The following is a 22,021-nucleotide window of genomic DNA, read 5'->3' on the forward strand; positions in this document are numbered from 1 at the left end:
AACAGCAGAGCTGCAGGTTACCTGCAGTTCTGCTGTTTTAAACTTCTTTACCCATTTTTGATTTTGATGAGATCAGGCGGGAGCGTCCGGGTGCTTGGACTAAAAGCGTCAGTTCCTTCAACGCATCTTTAGCGATCCAATTTTTTGCTTTCGAATCTTCTTTTTGCATCGTTTCAGCTGCTTCTATAGCTAAGTTTTTTGCTTCTTCATTGGTTTTTCCAAGTTCTCTTAGCGCCCAAGAGGCAGCTTTCTTTACTAACAAGCGATCGTCATCAGAATAATCAGCGATCATTTTTAAATAATCCTTAATTTCTGAGATGGAAAGAGAGGCATGGGTGGAAGTACTAGCGATTAAGGTAAAAGCTGCCCGTTTGTAAAATAATTCATCAGAATTGATCCAATCCCTAATGAAATGGTCAAAGTCGCTTTGTTTTATCAGAATACTTTTACAAAAAAGATCGCAGAGATCCCATGAAATGATCCCGCTCATAAAGTAGCTGATGTCTTCATCCGTACAGTCTTTAGGCTTGAGCGCCAATACAGCGAGGATTCTGCATTCATGATAATTCGTCTGCCACAGTTCCATTAGAAAATCCTTGTCCTTAGGCAGCTTTCGCGCGAACTTGCGCAGTTCAGAAGTGGGGACACCGATTGTGTGTTCAGCAGGAATGCCTAATTTAATAATATTCTTTTTGAATTTTTCTGAGGAAGAAGCTTTCAAATAAGTAGTGATTTCATCAATCGTCAATCTTCGACATCCTTTCTCGTATTAAATAAAAAGTGTAAAACAATGATCAGAGATATTCTGATGATTGCTTTACACTTTTTATATCGTTCTTAAACGCCTAATAATGGGGCAGGGTTAACAAAGCCTGACCATAATGCAGTAGATACACCGAAGTGTAAATGAACACCAGTTGAATTACCAGTCGTTCCCATACCGCCTAAAACTTGTCCAGCGCTGACTTCAGAGCCAGTACTGACACTTGGTGCAGAGACCATGTGCATATAGTATGAATAGTAGCCGTCTGGATGCTGAATTACAACATGGTTACCAGCTGACCAATGGAAGCCTGCTTCTACGACTTTTCCGCCTTTAGAAGCCATGATCGGAGTACCAGCAGCTCCAGCAAAATCGATGCCATCATGCTGAGTACCAGAGGCTCCTGTTGGGTCTTGACGCGGTCCAAATGGACTAGTAACGACTAATCCGATTGACAAAGGTGAAGCCCAACCACTGCTATTTGTCGCAGGTTTTGCTTCATTTGTCGTTGGAACTGTTGGATTTGTAGTAACTTGACTAGCTCCAGCATCTGTAACAGTTTGTGCTTGCTGTTCTTGTTGTTTTGCTTGTTGCTCTTGTTTCTCAGCTTCCAATTGAGCGATTTCTGCTTCTTGCTTTTGTTTAGCAGTTTCAGCTGCAGCCGCTTGCTTTTCCGCTTCTTCAGCCGCTTTTTGTGCTTCCTCAGCAGCAATTTTCGCTTGCTTTTCAGCCTCAACTTGTGCTTTCGCACGTGCTTCTTCTTCTTTTTTCCGTTGTTCTTCCAAGGCTTTCAAAGCTGCTTGACGTTTCTTCTCAGCTTCTTCCTTTTGTTTTTCATATTTCTCTTTTTCGCCTTTTTCAGTTGCGATGCTGGCTTGAATCTCATTGATCTTCACTTGCTGATCTAATTTTGTTTGAACTAATTGCTCTTGTTTGGCTTTTAGTTCAGCAGTTTTCTTGTTGATCGATTGCAAGCGTTGTTCGGCTTCTTTTTCAAGCTTTTCTAGCTCAGTTTTGTCCTTTGTTTGTTGCTCCATGATGTTTTTGCTAGCTGTTAGAATAGTAGAGACAGCCATTGTTTTTTTCACGGCTTCGCCAACAGATTTAGAATTGATTACAGCATCAACAAGTGACGCGGAATCTTGTTTTGTTTGAACATCACGAGCTTGGCTGCGAATCTGTTCGTCGCGTTTTTGGATTTTTTCTTGAAGAATTGCAATTTTAGCGGTCAAATCGCTTAATTTCTTTTCTTCGTTCGTTTTTTCTTTTAAGACAGCCTGCACTTCTTGTTCAACAGCGGCAACTTGCTGTTCTAATGCTGCTTTTTGGTTTTCAGCCGATTGTTCTGTTTGTTGCAAGTCAGAGATCTTTTTATCTTGATCGGCAATCTTTTGATCGTACTCATCTGCTAGAACACTAATTGGGGTAGCGGTTAAGGTTAAGGCACATAAAGTTAGTGCTGTATATTTTTTTAACTTAATCAATGGATTCCCTCGCTTTTTTCATCTTTCGCGTTCAATTATATAAGAATTTGTGAAGAAAAAGTTTAAAGTATTTGAATTTTTATCTAACCGTATAGATTGTAATGATAATGAAATATTATGACGGAGAAATAAGTGATAAATCACTTGACAATCCAATGTATTACTGAGTTTTAATTCTTATTTTTTGTTTGATCGTCTATATCTTAAACAATGGAGTTATTCATCGAATTGGGGTAGAATAAACCAAAAGTGTCGACGCTCTTTACACGCGTGAATATTGAGAGTGGCACGACCAAAGAAATATTTATTTTATTGAATAGAAATTAGGAGGAATTACTGTGTCCTGGAAAAATCAAGAAGCAAAAGAAGAAGCATATAAACTATTATTGTTGCAGCAAAAAGCATTACTGGAAGGTGAAACTGATTTGATCGCCAATCTGGCAAACTCATCAGCTCTGCTGAATCAAACGTTACAAGAAACGGTCTTTGCAGGGTATTACTTGTTCAAAAATGATGAATTGATCTTAGGCCCATTCCAAGGCAATGTCTCATGTGTGCATATTGCGATGGGCAAGGGCGTATGCGGAGAAGCGGCTGAGAAGAACCAGACCTTGATCGTTGAAAACGTGCTGGAGCACAAGAATTATATTGCTTGTGACTCAGCGGCACGCTCAGAAATCGTTGTGCCGATGAAAAAAGGCGATCAATTAGTTGGTGTATTAGATTTAGACAGTTCTGAGATCGGTATGTATGATCAAATTGATCAATTTTACTTGGAACAATATGTGACGTTATTACTAGAAAATTTAAACTAAAAATTTAAAAAATAGCAAAAAAGATGGTTATTTGATAAATAACACCCTTAATGTAGTAATTCATTCCACTTAATGCTACTATATAAGTGTAGTATAAAACATTAATGAGGTGGTTGAATGAATAAAGAAGCGATTATTGTAGGGGAAAGCTATGAATGCCGGAAAACTGATTTTGCTCGGCCGATCATTGGAGAGGTGATCCGTAAAGAGAATAATGGCTGCATCGTGAATGTTGAGCGCTTTTACGGTTTAGATGCAGATAAGATTGATCAAGTAAATGGACATGTACTAATCAAATATAGTGAAGTAGCAGGGATTGTTTCTAAAGAATGTTTCTTTAGTTAACAGACTGTCCTGTTTAAAGAAAATCACTCAGATAACTTATTTGAGTGATTTTTTTGTGCTTAATTTTTAGATGATTAATCGATGATCAAATAAAAAAACATCTCCTTTTTTCTTATAATTCTTCAAAAAAATAGTTTCAGTATTCTTAAATAAAGATCGTAATGACGTTAATATGCGCATAAAGAAACCCATGGAGAAATTTCAACCATGGGTTTCTTTTGCTAAGCATTTTACATCGACTCAATTAAGCAGTCGGCGAACTTGGATGTTGATAATTCTTCAATCTCAAGCATTTGAGCAAAATCATGTGTCATTTGATTGCTTAGTAACGCTTGTTCGATGGCTGACATGATTTTATGGCTAGCTTCAAACCAACCAAGATGATCGAGCATCATGGTAGCTGAAAGCAGTAATGAGCAAGGATTCGCCCAGCCTTTACCAGCGATGTCAGGCGCAGTTCCATGAGTGGCTTCGAAGATTGCATGTCCAGTCTTGTAATTAATGTTCGCTCCTGGTGAGATACCGATTCCACCAACTTGTGCAGCAAGGGCATCAGAAATATAATCGCCGTTCAAATTCGTCGTAGCAACGACCTGATATTTTTCTGGATATAGGAGTATCTGCTGCAAGAAATTATCTGCGATGACATCATCAACGATAATTTTACCTGCGTTTCTTGCTTCCTCTAGTGCTGCATTTGCTGTTTCGTTGCCTGAATCAGCAGCGATTTTTTTGAATTGATTCATCGTGAAGGCTTGTGGATAGTTCTTTTCAATCAAATCATAGCCCCAGTTCTTAAAGCCGCCCTCAGTAAACTTCATGATATTTCCCTTATGGACTAAGGTGACACGTGTTTTCCCTTGTTCAATAGCATAATCAAGTGCTGCCCCGATCAATCGTTCGCTGCCTTCTTGAGAAATCGGTTTGATTCCTAACGCACTGGTTTCCGGGAAGCGAACTTTAGTAACAGACAGTTGTTCAGTTAAAAAGTTCAAAAGATTGTTTACTTCTTCCGACCCTTTGGCGAATTCGATTCCAGCATAGACATCCTCTGAATTTTCACGGAAGATCGTCATATCGGTTTTTTCCGGTTCTTTCAAAGGAGAAGGGACTCCTTTGAAATATCGTACAGGACGTACACAGGCATATAAATCCAGCTCTTGACGCAAGGTAACGTTCAGGGAACGGAAACCTTCCCCAATAGGAGTCGTCAAAGGTCCCTTGATTGCAACTTTATGTTCCTTGATGGCTTCCAATGTTTCTTCAGGAAGCCACGTACCTGTTTGATTAAAGGCCTTTTCACCGGCAAGAATCTCTAACCAGTTGATTTTTCGATCATCAGAGTATGCGGAGGAGACTGCTGCATCAACGACTTTTTTAGTTGCCTGCCAGATTTCTGGTCCGATCCCATCTCCTTCGATGTAGGGGATGACTGGATTCAATGTGTTTGTCATTATGCTTGCTCCTTTTGCATTTTTTTATTAATCACTAATGGTAAAATTCCCTGATTCTTCCAATAAGCAATATCTGCTTCAGAATCGAAGCGTAATTTTGCTTGGAAGTGGGTGTCTATTTCACCTTTTGCAGTCACATCGACCACTTGGTTAATCGTAGGTTCAGCAGGAAAATCAAAGCTATAGCTTTCCAAGCCGGTCAAACCAAGTGAATCAGCAGTTTCGCCCGGTAGGTATTCAAATGGGATTACACCCATCATCACTAGATTGCTGCGATGAATACGTTCGTAGCTCTCAGCTAAAACAGCTTTCACGCCTAATAGATTCGTTCCTTTAGCTGCCCAGTCACGAGAGGATCCCATGCCGTAGTCTTTTCCTGCAAGAATCAACGTGCCGATTTGTTCTTCCTGATAGCGCATCGCCGCATCATAGATTGACAGTTCTTCGCCAGTCGTCGCTAATTTTGTGTAACCCCCAGTAGTATCAGGGGTCAGTTGGTTCTGAATCCGAATGTTCCCAAATGTACCGCGCATCATGACTTCATGATTGCCTCGTCGAGAACCAAATGAGTTGAAGTCTTTATAGGTCAGACCACGATCTTTTAAATACTTCCCAGCAGGTGATTGAAGTCCGATGTTTCCGGCTGGAGAAATATGATCGGTGGTGACGGTATCGCCAAATTTAGCTAAGACTTGCAGGTTGGCTAGTGGATTTTCAACATCGCTCTTCTTGCCTAGATTGGTAAAGAATGGCGGATTTGCGATATAGGTAGACGCGTTATCCCATTCGTAACAATCGCCAACAGAGGTCTCTATTTGATTCCAACGTTCGTTTGATTGATAAACGTTTTTATAGGCTTCGCAGAAATCGTCAGGATTCAAGAAATCATTGATATAGGCATTTACTTCTTCTTGAGAAGGCCACAGATCTTTTAAGAAAATCTCTTTCCCATTGATTGTCGCTAGAGCTTCGGTTGTTAAATCCTTTTTGACCGTACCAGCCAGAGCATATGCAATCACTAAAGGAGGAGAGGCTAGATAGTTCGCTTTGATTAACGGATGAATACGTCCTTCAAAGTTTCGATTCCCAGATAAGACAGCGGAAACGACTAATTCGCTATCTTTAATTGTCGTTTCGATCTCTTCAGCTAATGGACCAGAGTTCCCGATACACGTTGTACAGCCATAGCCGACGATATCAAAACCTAAATCAGCTAAAGGCTCAAGCAAATTGCCTTTTTCCAAATATTGCGTCACGATTTTGGACCCAGGAGCCAAAGAAGTTTTGATTGTCGCAGGGACTTTCAAACCTAGTTCAACCGCTTTTTTAGCTAATAAACCAGCAGCTAGCATGACAGAGGGATTGCTTGTGTTTGTACAACTGGTGATTGCCGCTAAAGCAAGATCACCGGTCTCAATCGCATCGTCGCTCCCAGTGATTGCAACTTTGCGATCTATTTCATCGCTCTCCAAACCAAAGCCCTTTGGACCGCTTGGATTAGTCAATGAAGCCTGGAAATTTTCTGCTACCTCGGCTAAAGGTATCCGATCTTGCGGACGCTTGGGTCCAGCAAGAGACGAATGTACTGTTGATAGATCTAATTGGATAACGCGGGTATAGGTCGGTGTTTCGGTACCATCATAAAATAGTTGGTTTTGCTTTGCGTAAGCTTCGACCAAAGCGACCTGCTCTTCGGAACGACCAGTTAGGCGAAGATAACTTAAAGTTTCTTCATCAATCGGGCAGAAGCCGCAAGTAGCGCCATATTCGGGGGCCATGTTCGCGATCGTCGCCCGATCAGAAAGGCTCAAGCTCTTATAGCCTGTTCCAAAGTATTCGACAAATTTACCAACCACTTTTTCGTTACGTAAAAGTTCAGTCAGATATAGTGCTAAATCAGTTGCGGTGGCGCCCGGGCTCAATGCTCCAGTCAATTCCACACCAATTACTTCAGGAGTAGGAAAATAGGAAGCCTCGCCTAAGATAGCAGCTTCGGCCTCGATGCCGCCGACACCCCAGCCAAGTACACCAAGACCATTAATCATGGTCGTATGGGAGTCTGTTCCCTCTAATGAATCAGGGAACAGCAAGTTTTCATCATTTTTCAAAATAACATCCGATAAATATTCAAGATTAACCTGATGGATGATCCCTGTTTCAGGCGGAACAACTTCAAAATTGTCAAAGGCTTGCTGTGCCCATTTCAGGAACTGGTAACGTTCATGATTTCGTTCAAATTCTTTCTCGGTGTTATAAGCCAAGCTCTCTTTAGTCCCAGCACAATCCACTTGAACTGAATGATCCACGACTAAAGTAACAGGGATCTCTGGATTGATGACTCTTGGATCTCCGCCCAGCTTCACTACTGCGTCACGCATCGCCGCAAGATCAACAACCGCTGGAACTCCGGTAAAGTCTTGTAAAACAACTCGCGATGGTCTAAATGGAACAACTCCTGACGGTTGACTTGCATCAAAAGCAACCAAATTTTCTAAATCAACAAGTTCTTGATGACGTGCCAAACTTTCTAATAATACACGAATGCTGTATGGATAATCAGCGATGTTTTTTTTGTACGACTTAACAATTGATGAAAGATCGTAGTATGTATAATGTTCGTTATTGACGAAAAGCTCTTTTTTCCAATCCAATCCAAAATCCCTCCTGAGTACGTTATCGTTTAAAATCAGATGGGTTTATTATACGAATAAAGAAAAAGAAAGTAAATGATATTATTAAAAGTATTTCATTTTACGCCAATGGTGTTATAATGTTTCTTAACCCGATTGTAAAATTAAATATGGTTAGGAGGACACAAGAATGTTAGATTTGCACCAAATGGCTGAAATATGCCGAAAAGAGGATTATTTAGATGCTTCTTTATATAGGAAACATAACGTAAAAAGAGGGTTGCGTGACCTCGATGGAAAAGGCGTATTGGCCGGTTTGACCAATATTTCGACGATTCATCCGCAAATTATGGATGGTGATAAGGTTATATCTAAATATGGAGAATTGCGTTACCGCGGAATCGATATCAATGAATTGGTGAACGGATTTGTTTCTGAAGAACGTTTAGGGTTTGAAGAAGTTAGTTACTTGTTATTATTTGGCTCGTTACCGACCAAAGAAGAACTGGCGGAATTCAAGGCGTTGATCGGTAAAAGACGAACGCTTCCGACCAACTTTGTTCGTGATGTTATTATGAAGGCGCCATCACATAATATCATGAATATGATTTCCCGCAGCGTTCTGACATTGGGATGTTATGATGATAAACCAGATGATATCAGTATTGAGAATGTTTTAGATCAAAGTTTATCATTGATTGCTATTTTTCCTATGATCGCAGTTTATTCATATCATGCGTATAATCACTATAGCAAAGGTGATAGTATGTATATTCACCGCCCAGATGAAAATTTAAGTACTGCGGAAGCTATTTTGACGATGCTGCGCCCAGATAAGAAGTACACTTTCCAAGAAGCGCAAACGTTAGATATGGCATTGGTTTTACATATGGAACACGGCGGAGGGAATAACTCAACCTTCACAACTCGAGTCGTTACTTCCAGCGGCACGGATACTTATTCAACTATCGCAGCGGCTCTAGGTTCTTTAAAAGGTCCTAAGCATGGTGGCGCCAATATTAAGGTGACTCAGATGATGGAAGATCTAAAGGCGAACGTCAATGATTGTGAAGATGAGAACGAGATTCGAGCCTACTTGGAAAAGGTCCTAAATAAGGAGGCCTTTGATAAGCAAGGCTTGATCTACGGTATGGGCCATGCGGTTTATGCTGAATCTGATCCGCGAGCTGAGATTTTCAAACGTTATGTAGAAAAATTAGCGGCGGAAAAAGGTTCCGAGGCATCAGCAGAATTCAACTTATACCGCAAAGTTGAACGATTAGCTCCTGAAATTATCTCTGAGAAACGTAAAGTCTATAAGGGGGTTAGTGCGAATATCGATTTCTTTAGCGGCTTTGTATACCACATGTTGGATCTGCCGCAAGAGTTATATACACCGATGTTTGCCATTGCCCGGATCGTTGGCTGGTCGGCACATCGAATCGAAGAACTGATCAACGTGCAAAAAATAATTCGTCCTGCTTATATGGAAGTTTCCGAAGATCGGGAATACGAAGAAATCAATGAACGCTAAAAAAGTCCGCCAGATTATTCTTCTGGCGGATTTTTTCTATTCAGTGATTAATCCTAGATCGACACAGGCTTTCCAGATGCCGTCATCTCCAACAGATGTTGTCACATGAGCGGCTTTTTCTTTTAAAGCTGGCGCTGCATTCCCCATTGCCACGGGAAATCCGACCACATCAAACATGGTAAAATCATTTTCTTCATCTCCGAAGGCCAAGGCTTGTCTAGCAGTAATATTCATTGATTCGCAAATTTTATGGATTCCCTCTGCCTTCGTTCCCGTTTTTAAGTGGATATTAGCCGCAACAGGTGCCACTTTTTCTACGATTAAGGGTGAATCCATCTCCAATTTGAAATCAGCTTTGTCACTCCAAGGCACAATCAGTTGAATGACGTCATCTGGCAGGGGATCTGACTTACTCAAAAAAGTTTTTTGTGAGAAATGGTCGCCTTTGTACTGATTTGTTTCAAAGCAGTATAGCTCGTGAGGCGTTTCGATCAAGCATTCTAACTTAAATTGATCCAAGTAATCGAGTAATTCTGCTAACAGTTCCTGAGGGATAATATTCTGATGGATCATTTCCCCCTGATAATGGATACAGTTTCCATTGGATGAAATGACACTATCTACTCCTAAGCCATGTGCCAGGTCAGCCAGTGCACCGTAATGACGACCAGATGCGATTACAGGTTCGATCTTGTTTTCTTTCAATTTGCGGAGGGCGAGTTTGGCAGAATCAGGAATCCGTTCAGCGAAAGATAACGCATGAGGCAAATTGTTATCAGCTAATGTGCCATCAATATCAAAAAAAGCAACACGATAATTTTCCATGGGAACACTCCTATTTTTATTAGTATAATCATTTTCCAAATAATGGATTAGAAGAGGAACTGAAATCCTAAGTGAATTCGATTACAATAAGTATAAAAGAAAACACTGGAAACATCATTACATTTTTTACTCAAAAACTTTACTTAAAAGGATTGATCGACATGATTGTTATTATTACTGGTGCCTCACATACGGGTAAGACCGTTTTAGCCCAGAAACTGTTAGAAAAGTATCACTATCCTTATTTATCGATTGATCATCTGAAGATGGGGCTGATCCGCAGCGGTGAAACAAAGTTGACGCCAGCAGATGATCAAGACCTTACGCCGTATCTTTGGAATATCCTGAAGGAAATTATTAAAACTGCAATCGAAAATAAACAGAATCTCATTGTCGAAGGACTCTATGTTCCTTTTGATTGGAAACAATCTTTTTCAGAGGAATATTTGCAAGAGATTCGCTATTATTGTTTGGTTATGACAGAAGATTATATAAAGTCGCATTTCTCTGATATCAAAAAATTCGCTAATACGATTGAAAAGAGGTTGGATGATTCTGATTTGACGATTGAAACAATGATTAATGAGAATGCAAAAACTTTGGCGATGTGTCAAAAATATGGATGCAACTATATTTTGATTGATCAGACCTATGACTTTGAATTGGAGCTGTAAAAGGAGGGCGAAGCATGGAATTAGAATCGGATAAGCTAGCTGATTATCTGCAAGATTTACCGGTGATATGTTTGAATGAGCCTGCGATAAAAAACTTAAGTCAAAAGCTTTCTTCAAATACTAAAAATGAAATTGCTAGCATTCAACGAGCCTTTTATTATGTTAGAGATAAAATTGATCATTCGTGGGATATCCAAGCGACCAGAGTGACCAAGACTTCTGTTGAAGTTTTAGAAAGCGGACACGGAATTTGCTATGCAAAAGCCAATTTACTGACAGGATTATTGCGAAGAGCCGGAATTCCGACCGGTTATTGCTATCAAAAGCTGCTTCTTTTTGATGAAGTAGATAAGCGGTATTGTATCCATGCACTGAACGCCGTGTACATAAAATCCCAGGATGCATGGTTTAGGCTCGATGCCCGTGGAAATAAAACAGGAATTGATGCACAGTTTTCTATGAATAAGGAGCATCTTGCTTTTAATCCAGACACACGTTTAGGTGAACGAGATTATAACGTAATCTATACAAAGCCTAATAGGAAAACCATGCGGGTGTTAGAGGAGAGTAACGATGCTTTGGCAATGTATGTGAATACCTTACCGGAATCTCTTTAAGTGAGTGATTAGATTGGTTGTCTTTCCATTCGTTTAAAAATTCGCTACAATATTAAAAAAAGATAGTCGGAGAAGAGCACATGAAAAAAATTACCATCAAAGAGGTTGCGGAAGAAGCGGGCGTTTCAAAAACAACGATTTCACGCTTTCTTAATAATAATTACGGCAATATGTCGAAGGAAACCAAAGCGAAGATCGCAGAAGTGATCGAACGCCTAAACTATCGTCCAAGTAAACAAGCACAGTCACTAAAATCAAAACATAGTTATCTGATTGGTGTAGTGGTTGCCGATATTTCCAATCTGTATTCCTCATTACTATTAAAAGGAATCGGGTCTGTACTTGAACAAAGTGGCTATCAAATGATCATTGTGGATGCTGCTAATTCAGTCACGCAAGAAAAAGAGTTGTTGGAAAAACTACTAGATCAGAGTGTGGAAGGAATTATTCTGCAGCCATCCTCGCGACAAACAGCTAACTACGAGTTTATTACTGAACGGAATATCCCCCTCTTGCTGGTTGATCGGCAAACTGAACCGGAAAAATGGTCTTCTGTAATGACCAATAATATTGCTGCCACCCAAGAAGTTTTGGAAAAAGCTTTAAATATAGGCTATGAAAATGTGGTCGTTGTAAGTGAACCCGTCAAAGATGTGAGTACTCGGGACTTACGTTATCAAACCGTCAAAAAAACCGTTCAAGCAGCAGGAAAAACCTGCAAGCTGCTTGAAATTACTGATGAGAATCAATTACCTGATTTACTTCGACCAATTATTGCTGAATCGAAAAAGAGCCTGCTTTTTGCCTCCAATGGTCGAATGTTGATGGATGTTTTGGGATGGTTGATCCAACAAGAAATTGAAATACCCGCAAAAATTGGTATCACTGGGTTTGATGATTGGAACTTAACTGAGCTAGTCGGACCAGGGATTACCAGTATTGAGCAGCCTTCGAAAAAGATTGGTAAAATTGCCGCACAGAACCTTTTAAAATTACTGAAAGAACCGCAAGAAAGACAGGAAATTATTGTTCCATCAGATATTCGTTGGCGAAAATCAGTTTAATATCAGTTATTTTATAAAAATAATTTAGTGAATAAGCAATGTATAGGAACCGGTTTCCATACATTGCTTATTTATTTTATTCAAAATAATATGTTTTTTAAATCTGAAACCGTTGACATTTTTTGGAAACCGGTTTACTATACGAGTATAGAAACCGGTTAACTAATTGGAAGGACGCGATTTTATGAAGGATAGTAGATTAGTGCTTAATTTTTTAGTTTTTGCAGATAGAGTAGCAGATGGTGCGTTGCAAAGCGATTTGTTACAAGAGATTTCTGATTTAGGGTTTAATCAAGTAGAAATCAGAAGAGAGTATTTTAAAGATATTAATAATGAAATTGATGTTATTCAATCGGAAGCTGAACGTTTAAACATGCAATTGTTCTACAGTGTTCCGGACGAAGTCTATGTAGATGGAAAGATCAATCCAAGATTAGAGCAGTATTTAGAAGAAGCCAAAAAAATGGGTGTAAAACACATTAAATGGAATATTGGCGATTTCAATGGAGAGCTTCATGAAACTGAATTGAAAGCGCTTCTTGAAAAAGGAGTAGAGATTTCGATTGAAAATGATCAAACTCAAACTTCAGGTACGATCAAAGCCATCAGTAATTATATGAAGGCTGTGAAGCGAGCGGAATTACATATTGGTTACGTTTATGATTTAGGTAACTGGCGCTTCGTTGGTGAGGATGAAATTGAGGCGGCCAATTTATTAAAAAGCTACGTACATTATATTCACGTGAAAGATGTAGCCTATACAGACGAACAACCACAAGCGGCGGGATTAGATCATGGTGAAATTAATTGGCGTAAGGTCTTACAAATTCTACCCAAAAATGTTCCAGTTGCAATTGAATATCCAACAACTGCCAATGCAGAGATTCTAGAAGCCAAAGAATTATTGGAGAGTGAAATCTAATGACAGAACAACAAACAAAAATCGATCCAGAAAAATTTGCTTACCATTTTATGGAAACGATTCATCGTCCTGAGATCGATAAGGAAGATATGGAAAAAGCGGCCAAGGAAGCATTAGCAGCTTACCTAACAGGTTATTACTTAATTCAAAAATTCAACCATATGGAAAATGACTTCTTCGTTGAAGATCATGCCAAACCAATTTCAAAATACCAACGCATTTTAAGCGAATTAAACAATTATTAGGAGGTGAACGAAATGGGTAGCGCAATAACTGGAATCTTATTAGCTGTAACCTTTATCATCTTTGTTCTCTATGCTATGAAGGGCGGAAACTTAACTGTTGGCTTCTTCGTAATGGCAATCTTGTGGACGGTCATCGGAATGGTGCCTTTCAATACAGCAGTAAAAGAAATTTTCACAGAGCCGGTTCTGAATTATGGTAAGACAGCGGCATATATTATCTTTGGATCTTGGTTTGGACGAGTCTTAGTCGATACGGGAATCGCTGGCAGTATTAGTCGGCGCACGGAAAAGGTCGGTAAGAAAAGTCCCGTATTAGCAACGATTTTAATCACTCTTGTAATCGCTTTAATATTCACAAGTTCTTATGGTGTCGGATCAGCTATCGCTGTAGGAGTCATCTTATTCCCAATCATGTTTTCGATTGGCGTTCCGAAAAACATTGCTGTATCGGTTTTTACAATCGCAATTGGTGCAGCTATGTATGTCAACAATGTGTTGTTTGTCCAATTTCAGGTCTTCTTTCCAAAAGTAGCATGGGGACCACATTACCAACGCTTTGGTTTTGTTGCAATGGGTGTTCAGATGGTGATCTTGATACTTTTCATATTGTTCAACGCGAAGAAAATCCGTAACGGAAAGCCTGAAATCGTTGAAAGTACTACAGAAAAAGAAGTAGTAGAAGTTCCAATTTGGACTTACGTATTACCAGTCATGCCAGTAGCTCTAAGCATATTTGCTAAATGGGATGCAGTACCAGCACTTCTACTGTCTACGATTATTGCCTTTGCAGCGACAGGAAATATGAAACGCTACAGTAAGTTCGTCACAATGATGAATGAAACCGCTAAACATGCGATCAGTGATATCGCTGGCTTGCTGATCATGCTCTTCGTCTTAACGATGTTCCAATCTGCTGCGGTTCATGCGATGTCAGGTTTTACCAGCGTATTCCAGGAAATTATTCCAAGCAGCAAGCTTGTTTTGATCATCATAGTTGCAATCATAGCGCCGCTTTCATACTTCCGTGGTCCGTTGATGCTATATGGTGCCGGCGCCGCAACCGCTGCGATCTTAGTGGGAACTGGAATGTTCGATCAATATTTCTTATATGGATTGCTAGTTGTGCCTTCTATGATGGGTGTCTCAGCTTGTATCACGCAATCATGGAATTTATGGTCAGTACAATATGCCGGCTTGGATACCAAAACCTTCTTAATGACGGGAATGCCGTGGGCTTGGGCTGCTACCGTTTTGAATTTGATCGTTGCTTATATTTTACTTTAAAGAAAATAAAAACAATAAAATGAAAAGAGGAAGTTAACATGAGTGAATTTTTAACTATTGGTGAACCAATCGCATTATTCGGATCTGAGGAAGTTGATAAATCATTGAAAGATGCTAGTCATTTCCAAAAATTTCTGGCTGGTGCAGAAGTCAATGTTGCTGTCGGTGTTTCTCGCTTAGGTCACAGCAGTGAATACATTACCCAAGTTGGAAAAGATCCTTTTGGTGAGTTCATTATCGATCGTTTGCATGAAAACAAAATCGGAACGGACTATATTTCTGAAACTGCTGATTTTTGGACGGCTTTCCAATTGAAGGATCGTGTCAGTCATGGCGACCCAAGTATTTTCTACTTCCGTAAAGGTTCAGCAGCGGCGCATTTTGATCAAGCAGTCTTAGATAAGATCGATTTTTCAGAGGTGAAAATGGCACATTTATCTGGGATTTTCCCAGCGATTTCGACTGAAGCTCAAGAAGCTTTCCGCTATTTGATCAGTTTATTGGAAAAGAATAATATTCGTACCACTTTTGATCCAAACTTACGTCCACAGCTCTGGGCTAGCCAAGAAGAAATGGTGGAGACGATCAATGATCTCGCCTCACATGCAGAGATTGTTCTCCCAGGTATCAATGAGGGGGAAATCTTAATGGGCAGCCGTGATCCTGAATCGATCGCTGACTTCTATTTAAAGAATGGTGAGGCGACTAAAACTGTTATTGTCAAACTGGGAACAGAAGGTGCTTATGTGAAGCAAAAAGACGGTACTAGCTTTACTGTTCCAGGGTTTAAAGTAGATAAAGTGGTGGATACTGTCGGCGCGGGAGATGGTTTCGCGGTTGGATTGATTACAGCTCTGATCGAGGACAAATCATTGAAGGATGCTGTTATTCGAGCAAATGCGATTGGCGCGATGGCAGTTCAATCCCCTGGCGATAATGATGGTTATCCAACCCCGGATGAGTTAGCAAAATTTTTACAACAACAGGAAGTGGAAGCATGAGATTACAAGCGGCAATCGACCGTGTCTCATTAGAAGATGCGGTGGCTTTAGCTAAACAATTAGATGGTAAAACAGATATTTTAGAAATGGGCACGTCATTGGTCAAGGATTACGGAAATCTTGCAATCGTGAAATTGAGAGAGGTTTTGACGCATACAACGTTGCTAGTAGATAGTAAAACGATTGATGAAGGTGCCTATGAATTTAATCAAGCTTTTCGTCATGGTGGAGACATTGTCACGGTGATGGGAGCTGCATCGGAAGACACCTTGAAGGCTTGTTATGAGGTCGCTCAAAAAGAAAACAAGACTATGATGATTGACTTGTTAGAAGTGGCGGACGAAAAAATTGAAAAGATCAAAAACTTTCCAGAGGCAATCTATGCGTTGCATCACTCTGTTGACCGCAAAGATCAATTCAATGCTGCAAGCAGCGTTGAGGATTTCCGCAAAAAGCATCCAGAAATCAAGCGTCTTGCAATCGCTGGTGGGATTGACCTAGAGCAAGCGAATTTGTTAGCTGAGCAAGGAATCATCGAAGTGGTTATCGTAGGATCAAAAATTACCAAGGCGGAAGATCCGCTCAAAGCAGTAAAAGAATTTATGGGAGCTGTTCACATATGAAAACAATTGCAACGATTATGGAAGAAATTAATCAAGTCATGAAGCTAGTCGATGAAAAGGATTTGGACGATGCCTTACCGCTATTCCAAAAGGATAAACGAATCTTTGTGATCGGAGCAGGTCGTAGCGGTTTTCAAGCGAAAGGCTTTGCGATGCGCTTGATGCATATCGGCTATACAGATTATGTCATGGGTGAAACGATCACACCTTCGATCCAAAAAGGTGATACATGGGTCGCGATTTCCGGTTCAGGTACGACAAAAGGAATCGTGGCAGATACCGAATCCGCAAAAAAACTGGGACTTGATATTGTTGCTTTAACTAGCGATAAAGAATCGCCATTGGCAAAACTGGCGGATAAAGTCATTACAGTACCCGGTGCGACAAAAACAGGCGCAGGCATAAAATCCGTTCAACTTTTATCTAGTCTGTTCGATCAGACTGTGCACATCACCTTAGACGCATTGACCTTGAAATTAGCAGAACGTGATCAAACTTCTAATGAGGATGCGCTTCATGAGCATGTCAATGTGGAGTAGGTGTGAACAATGAAAAAAGTTGAGATCTTAACACGTATAGAAAAAACAGGTGTTGTAGCGGTCGTTAGAGAAAACTCTCGAGAGCGTGCATATGAATCAGCTAAGGCGGTAATCAAGGGTGGGATCAAAGGGATCGAAGTGACATTCTCAGTGCCGCAAGCGGATAAAGTAATCGCTGATTTGAAGAGTGAATATCAGGGTGATACGAGTGTTGTGATTGGTGCTGGTACAGTATTGGATGCAGTGACTGCGCGGTTAGCGATAATAGCAGGAGCAGAATTTATCGTGAGTCCTTGCTTTGACCAAACTACGGCTGAGCTTTGCAACTTATACCAAGTTCCGTACATGCCTGGTTGCATGACAATCACGGAAATGCAGCGAGCATTAAAAAGTGGCGCGGATGTAGCGAAGCTGTTTCCAGCTAATAATTTTACTCCGCAAATGATCAAGGCAGCGAAGGCACCATTACCACAGATTAACATCATGCCGACCGGTGGGATCAACTTAGAAAATATCACACAATGGAAACAAGCTGGAGCGGTCTTAGCTGGTGTCGGCGGAAACCTATTCAAAGGCGCGGCAGAGGACGATTATGACTTGGTTGCGCAAACGGCTGGAAAATATATAGAAAAATGGCGGAATAGCTGACCATAAATGAAAAATAGCTTTCTCGGTTTTGGAAACCAAGAAAGCTATTTTTTGAAACGAATGATTATATTTCGAAGAGTGGGCTGCACTTGAAAGCTGGCTGAGTTTTGATTTGTTCTCCATTGACAAGCGAGAATTTCTCTGCTATTTTATTAGCAATCGAAGAAACGCGATGATAAAGAGAGTAAAGTAATCATATTTGCTAAAGAGAGTCCTTATTTGGTGGGAGAGGATGCAAATCAGTTGCTTGAAAATGGCTTTTGAGCGGATTTCCCGAAGGTTTAAGGAAATACGGATGCCCCCGTTAGCAAGGCACAGTCTCCGAAAAAAATTTTTTTGGGTACTGATTGAGGTAAAGTCTGTGAGGATTTTACGATTAAAGGTGGTAACGCATAGTCATGCCCTTAGCAATTTTTTTGCTGAGGGCTTTTTTGTGTTTTCTTTTAAGTTAAGGTGACGATCTTAACAGGTAAGACTTCAATGACTAATCTCAGAGGATAATCGTAGAATTGGAAGGTGGAAGAATTATGGCAGGTTTTTTAGTAGTTCAAACGGATTTTGGTTTACAGGATGGTGCGGTTAATGCAATGTACGGGGTGGCTTATCAAGTTGAACCGACATTAAACATCAACAATTTGACCCATGAAATTGAACCTTATAACATTCATGACGCAAGCTATCGGTTATTACAGGCGGTTACTTATTGGCCGGCTGGTACAGTGTTTGTTTCAGTGGTTGATCCTGGAGTAGGCTCAACTCGCCGCAGTGTCGTCGCGGAGCTCAAAGACGGGCAATATGTCATTACACCTGATAATGGCACCTTAACCTATTTAGCTCAGTATGTAGGCATCAAGGAAGTGCGGCAAATCGATGAAGAAACCCAGCGTTTACCAGGCTCATCCGAGAGTCACACATTCCACGGTCGCGATGTTTATGTTTACAATGGGGCTCGCTTGGCAAGCGAAAAAGTTCGCTTTGCTGAACTAGGAACAGTCATTCCAATAAGTGAATTAGTATCATTTCCATTAATCGCACCTGTTCAAAGTGAAAAGACAATTACCGGAACAATTGATATTACAGATATCCGTTTTGGCTCGCTATGGACGAACATTCCAGTGGATTTTTTCAAAAAATGGCAGGTTGAATATGGACAAAGCCTGCTAGTAAAAATATACTATCAAGGTGTGATCCGTTATCAAGACGAAGTCGTCTTCGGTCGTTCCTTCGCTCAAGTCGCACCAAAAGAAGCTGTGCTTTACATCAATTCATTACTGAATGTTGGTTTGGGGATTAATTTGGATTCCTTCTCTGGTGTCTATAAGATTGGAACGGGTAATGATTGGACGATCGAACTGACAAAAATTTAGGAATCAAAGCACTTATTTATGGGTAAATGGTTTGAGAAGCAACACATTAATAGAAAAAGGGAGTAGAAAAGTATGAACAAGAAATTTACAGTAAAACACATTGTAGCTATCGGGATTGGCGCAGCAGTTTTCTTCATTTTAAAACGTTTTGTGACAATTCCTACGGGGATTCCAAACACAGATATCGCAACGGCCTATCCGTTCTTGGCGCTGCTTGGAGTTGTCTATGGCCCAATCGTTGCTGGACTAGCTGGCTTCATTGGTCACGCGTTAGGAGATTTGACAACATATGGCGCTTGGTGGTCTTGGATCGTCGCTTCAGGAATTTTAGGAGTATTCTTTGGTTTATTAGCAAAGCGAATTCCAATCGAACAAGGCATTTTCGGCAAGAAAGAAATCGGAACATTCTTAGTTGGTGAAACGATCGCCAACTTGGTTACTTGGGTTGTCATTGCGCCTATCGGTGATATTCTGATCTATGCAGAAGCACCAAGCAAGGTATTTACCCAAGGTGTTGTTGCCGGAATCACGAATGCGATCGTAACTGGAATTATCGGCTTTATTTTATTAAAAGCTTACGCACAAACCAAAACGAAAAAAGGCAGTTTGAACAAAGAAGCTTAGAACGCGAGGATATAAAATGATCGAGTTTCGTGATTTTACATTTCAATATGACAGCCAGGCTGAGCCAACGTTAAAAAAAATCAATTTGACGATCGATCAAGGTGAAAAGATTTTGATCATGGGCCCCAGCGGCTCAGGTAAATCAACTCTAGGAAAGTGTTTGAACGGCATTATCCCGCAAAATGAAAAAGGGACGTTTACCGGCAGCTTAAGTATCAACGGAAAAGCCTTTAGTGAATCCTCGATTTACGATCTTTCTCTTGATGTTGGAACGGTGCTGCAGGATACGGACAGTCAATTTGTCGGCTTGACTGTAGCTGAAGATATCGCTTTTTCACTGGAAAATGAAATGATTGAACAGGCGGAGATGCGAGAAGCAGTAAACTACTGGTCGGAAAAAACGAATTTATCAGCCCAATTGGAAAAACGGCCGCAGGATCTCTCTGGGGGACAAAAACAACGAGTAACAATGGCTGGTGTCTTAATTGATGAAACGCCGATTCTCTTATTTGATGAACCCTTAGCCAATCTTGATCCTCAGACAGGCTATGAAGCGATCCAAATGATTGACCAATTGTATCAATCGCAAAAGTTTACAACGATCATCATTGAGCATCGCTTGGAAGAAGTCTTAGCAGCACCAATCGATCGGGTCATCTTGATGAATGAAGGAACGATCATTGCGGACATGACACCAACTGAGTTACTGAAAAGTGATCTATTGGCAGAATATGGGATACGTGAACCGCTATATATTACAGCGTTGAAACGAGCAGGAATCCCGCTAACGGATTTCGCTGATCTCACACAGGTTGATCAATTGGTCTCACCAGAAATAGCGGCTGCGTTAGCAAAATCGCAAGGAGCATTTAAACCGATTCCCAAAAAGGAAGATTCGTTATTAACATTGAAGCAGCTTTCCTTTGGTTTTGGCAATGAACTGGTGATTAGGGATATTGATGTGACGCTTTACCAAGGCGAGATGGTCAGCTTAGTAGGGCATAATGGTGCGGGTAAATCGACATTGTCAAATCTGATCACAGGTTTCTATCCACTTCAATCAGGAGAACTATTATGGAAAAACCAATCAATCGCAGATGAAAGTATCAAGGAACGAGCGGACAAGATCGGCTATGTTCTGCAAAACAGCAACCAAATGCTATCCAAGAATATGATTTTTGAAGAGGTCTCTTTAGGGTTGGAAAATCGTGGAGTTGATCCGGACACGATCCAAGAAAAAGTATTAGAGACTTTGAAGGTTTGCGGTCTTTATGAGTTTCGTAATTGGCCGATCTCTGCTTTGAGTCATGGTCAAAAACGTCGTGTGGCGATTGCTGCAATTTTGGTGTTAGAGCCGGAGTTGCTGATCTTAGATGAACCAACGGCGGGTCAAGATTATTATCATTACAATGAAATGATGACCTTCTTGCGTAAATTGAATCAACGAGGGATCACGATCTTGATGATCACTCATGATATGCATTTGATGCTGGAGCATACCCAACGGACACTGGTCTTAAAGGATGGACAGATCATCGCTGACGAAATGCCTGCGAACGTACTATCTTCAGCAGAACTTGTCGCTTCAGCAAGCTTACGGCAAACGAGTCTATATCATTTGGCAAAAAACAATCATTTAGCTGACGCTACAGGCTTTGTGTCGGCATTTATTCAGCAGGATGAGGGAGGATCTTATGGAGGGCAATAATTTAATCGGTTATTTGCCGAAAAAAACCGTGATCCATCAACTCAGCGGCTTTACGAAGCTGTTATGCTTCTTGATGATCTCAGTTGTTGGGATGATCTCTTATGATACACGCTTCTTGTTGGGACTGGCGATTTTTTCAGCAATCTTATTTCGTACAGCACAGATCAGTTATCGTGAGATTTCATTTGTCTTGAAATTTATCGCGTTCTTCTCAATTTTGAATTTACTGACTGTTTATCTATTTGCTCCTGAATATGGAGTGACAATCTATGGAACGCGTCATGTGATCTTCGAAGGAATCGGACGCTATACAGTGACACAAGAACAGCTTTTTTATGAGTTCAACCTGTTAGTCAAATATTTTGTTACGATTCCACCAGGCTTGATCTTCATTCTGACAACAAACCCTAGTGAACTTGCTTCTAGCATTCATCGGGTTGGCGGGTCTTACAAAATCGCTTATGCCTTTTCATTAGCGTTGCGCTATATTCCAGATATTCAGGAAGATTTTCGGACGATTTCCAAAGCACAGCAGGCGCGAGGTAATGAGCTTTCCAAGAAGGCTTCATTGATGAAAAGAGTCCGGGGAAACTTAACGATCGCGATCCCGCTGATTTTTTCAAGCTTGGAACGTATCGAGACGATTTCTTCAGCGATGGAGCTGCGTCGATTCGGAAAGAAGAAAGGTCGAACATGGCTGTTGGCAAAACCATTGAAGCGTAATGATTACCTTGCTTTATTATTTGTTATTATCTTATGTTCAGCAGGAATCTCATTGCTGGTCATCAACGGCGGCCGCTTTTACAATCCATTTCGTTAAAAAACGAAGCTCTCTATAGTGTCCAGAGAGCTTCG

22 protein-coding genes and 1 other annotated feature are annotated in these 22,021 nt (G+C 40.6%); of the genes, 17 read left to right on the forward strand and 5 right to left on the reverse strand.

Going from position 1 to position 22,021, the window contains the following annotated elements:
* Positions 1–37 precede the first annotated feature (37 nt).
* Positions 38–748 (reverse strand): DNA alkylation repair protein, encoded by a 711-nt coding sequence (locus E6139_RS08710; protein ID WP_316402673.1) that lies wholly within the window; start codon positions 746–748, stop codon positions 38–40.
* Between the two features lie 89 nt (positions 749–837).
* Positions 838–2,247, reverse strand: coding sequence for a peptidoglycan DD-metalloendopeptidase family protein (locus E6139_RS08715; RefSeq protein ID WP_316402674.1), 1,410 nt, complete (start codon positions 2,245–2,247; stop codon positions 838–840).
* A gap of 338 nt (positions 2,248–2,585) precedes the next feature.
* On the opposite strand from E6139_RS08715, the gene E6139_RS08720 reads away from it, so the two are divergent.
* Both E6139_RS08720 and E6139_RS08725 read left to right on the forward strand, forming a co-directional pair.
* Positions 2,586–3,062: a GAF domain-containing protein gene (locus tag E6139_RS08720; RefSeq protein ID WP_316402675.1), complete on the forward strand. Its 477-nt coding sequence runs from the start codon at positions 2,586–2,588 to the stop codon at positions 3,060–3,062.
* Positions 3,063–3,179: 117 nt separating this feature from the next.
* Positions 3,180–3,407, forward strand: coding sequence for a hypothetical protein (locus tag E6139_RS08725; protein WP_316402676.1), 228 nt, complete (start codon positions 3,180–3,182; stop codon positions 3,405–3,407).
* A gap of 230 nt (positions 3,408–3,637) precedes the next feature.
* Here the strand turns inward: E6139_RS08725 and icd are convergent, their stop codons facing one another.
* Positions 3,638–4,861, reverse strand: a complete 1,224-nt coding sequence (gene icd / locus E6139_RS08730; RefSeq protein ID WP_316402677.1) for an NADP-dependent isocitrate dehydrogenase — start codon at positions 4,859–4,861, stop codon at positions 3,638–3,640.
* Positions 4,861–7,512, reverse strand: coding sequence for an aconitate hydratase AcnA (gene acnA, locus E6139_RS08735; protein WP_316402678.1), 2,652 nt, complete (start codon positions 7,510–7,512; stop codon positions 4,861–4,863). Before acnA ends, icd begins: the two co-directional genes overlap by 1 nt.
* A gap of 187 nt (positions 7,513–7,699) precedes the next feature.
* Here acnA and E6139_RS08740 point away from each other — a divergent pair, with 187 nt between their 5' ends.
* On the forward strand, positions 7,700–9,025 hold the full coding sequence (locus tag E6139_RS08740) for a citrate/2-methylcitrate synthase (RefSeq protein ID WP_410470518.1): 1,326 nt from the start codon (positions 7,700–7,702) through the stop codon (positions 9,023–9,025).
* 36 nt (positions 9,026–9,061) lie between these two features.
* On the opposite strand, the gene E6139_RS08745 is transcribed toward E6139_RS08740, so the two are convergent.
* Positions 9,062–9,850: a Cof-type HAD-IIB family hydrolase gene (locus E6139_RS08745; RefSeq protein WP_316402680.1), complete on the reverse strand. Its 789-nt coding sequence runs from the start codon at positions 9,848–9,850 to the stop codon at positions 9,062–9,064.
* Positions 9,851–10,011: 161 nt separating this feature from the next.
* Between E6139_RS08745 and E6139_RS08750 the strand changes: the two genes are divergently transcribed.
* The 14 genes from E6139_RS08750 to E6139_RS08815 all read left to right on the forward strand — a co-directional run bounded on the left by E6139_RS08750 (position 10,012) and on the right by E6139_RS08815 (position 21,986).
* Positions 10,012–10,524 carry an AAA family ATPase gene (locus E6139_RS08750; RefSeq protein WP_316402681.1) on the forward strand — a complete coding sequence of 171 codons (513 nt, stop codon included), beginning with the start codon at positions 10,012–10,014 and terminating at the stop codon, positions 10,522–10,524.
* A 14-nt stretch (positions 10,525–10,538) separates the two neighbouring features.
* Positions 10,539–11,141: a transglutaminase family protein gene (locus E6139_RS08755; RefSeq protein WP_316402682.1), complete on the forward strand. Its 603-nt coding sequence runs from the start codon at positions 10,539–10,541 to the stop codon at positions 11,139–11,141.
* A gap of 80 nt (positions 11,142–11,221) precedes the next feature.
* Positions 11,222–12,205, forward strand: coding sequence for a LacI family DNA-binding transcriptional regulator (locus E6139_RS08760; RefSeq protein WP_316402683.1), 984 nt, complete (start codon positions 11,222–11,224; stop codon positions 12,203–12,205).
* A gap of 184 nt (positions 12,206–12,389) precedes the next feature.
* Entirely contained in the window at positions 12,390–13,127 is a 738-nt protein-coding gene (locus tag E6139_RS08765) for a sugar phosphate isomerase/epimerase family protein (RefSeq protein ID WP_316402684.1), read from the forward strand.
* Complete coding sequence (locus E6139_RS08770; RefSeq protein ID WP_316402685.1) at positions 13,127–13,372, forward strand: hypothetical protein; 246 nt, start codon at positions 13,127–13,129, stop codon at positions 13,370–13,372. The genes E6139_RS08765 and E6139_RS08770 overlap by 1 nt, the downstream gene beginning before the upstream one ends.
* 12 nt (positions 13,373–13,384) lie before the next feature.
* Positions 13,385–14,656, forward strand: coding sequence for a gluconate:proton symporter (locus E6139_RS08775; protein WP_316402686.1), 1,272 nt, complete (start codon positions 13,385–13,387; stop codon positions 14,654–14,656).
* A 38-nt stretch (positions 14,657–14,694) separates the two neighbouring features.
* Positions 14,695–15,657 (forward strand): sugar kinase, encoded by a 963-nt coding sequence (locus E6139_RS08780; RefSeq protein ID WP_316402687.1) that lies wholly within the window; start codon positions 14,695–14,697, stop codon positions 15,655–15,657.
* Positions 15,654–16,280, forward strand: coding sequence for an orotidine 5'-phosphate decarboxylase / HUMPS family protein (locus tag E6139_RS08785; RefSeq protein WP_316402688.1), 627 nt, complete (start codon positions 15,654–15,656; stop codon positions 16,278–16,280). Before E6139_RS08780 ends, E6139_RS08785 begins: the two co-directional genes overlap by 4 nt.
* Entirely contained in the window at positions 16,277–16,819 is a 543-nt protein-coding gene (gene hxlB / locus E6139_RS08790; protein ID WP_316402689.1) for a 6-phospho-3-hexuloisomerase, read from the forward strand. The genes E6139_RS08785 and hxlB overlap by 4 nt, the downstream gene beginning before the upstream one ends.
* Positions 16,820–16,828: 9 nt before the next feature.
* On the forward strand, positions 16,829–17,467 hold the full coding sequence (locus tag E6139_RS08795) for a bifunctional 2-keto-4-hydroxyglutarate aldolase/2-keto-3-deoxy-6-phosphogluconate aldolase (RefSeq protein ID WP_316402690.1): 639 nt from the start codon (positions 16,829–16,831) through the stop codon (positions 17,465–17,467).
* Positions 17,468–17,630: 163 nt separating this feature from the next.
* Positions 17,631–17,876: a binding site (T-box leader), on the forward strand.
* Between the two features lie 118 nt (positions 17,877–17,994).
* Positions 17,995–18,834 carry an S-adenosyl-l-methionine hydroxide adenosyltransferase family protein gene (locus tag E6139_RS08800; protein WP_316402691.1) on the forward strand — a complete coding sequence of 280 codons (840 nt, stop codon included), beginning with the start codon at positions 17,995–17,997 and terminating at the stop codon, positions 18,832–18,834.
* A 72-nt stretch (positions 18,835–18,906) separates the two neighbouring features.
* Positions 18,907–19,458, forward strand: a complete 552-nt coding sequence (locus tag E6139_RS08805) for an ECF-type riboflavin transporter substrate-binding protein (protein WP_316402692.1) — start codon at positions 18,907–18,909, stop codon at positions 19,456–19,458.
* A gap of 16 nt (positions 19,459–19,474) precedes the next feature.
* Positions 19,475–21,166: an ABC transporter ATP-binding protein gene (locus tag E6139_RS08810; protein WP_316402693.1), complete on the forward strand. Its 1,692-nt coding sequence runs from the start codon at positions 19,475–19,477 to the stop codon at positions 21,164–21,166.
* Positions 21,153–21,986 (forward strand): energy-coupling factor transporter transmembrane component T, encoded by an 834-nt coding sequence (locus E6139_RS08815; protein WP_316402694.1) that lies wholly within the window; start codon positions 21,153–21,155, stop codon positions 21,984–21,986. The genes E6139_RS08810 and E6139_RS08815 overlap by 14 nt, the downstream gene beginning before the upstream one ends.
* The last annotated feature ends 35 nt before the right edge of the window (positions 21,987–22,021 follow it).

This window comes from Enterococcus sp., assembly GCF_032555305.1.
GTDB lineage: Bacteria > Bacillota > Bacilli > Lactobacillales > Enterococcaceae > Enterococcus_A.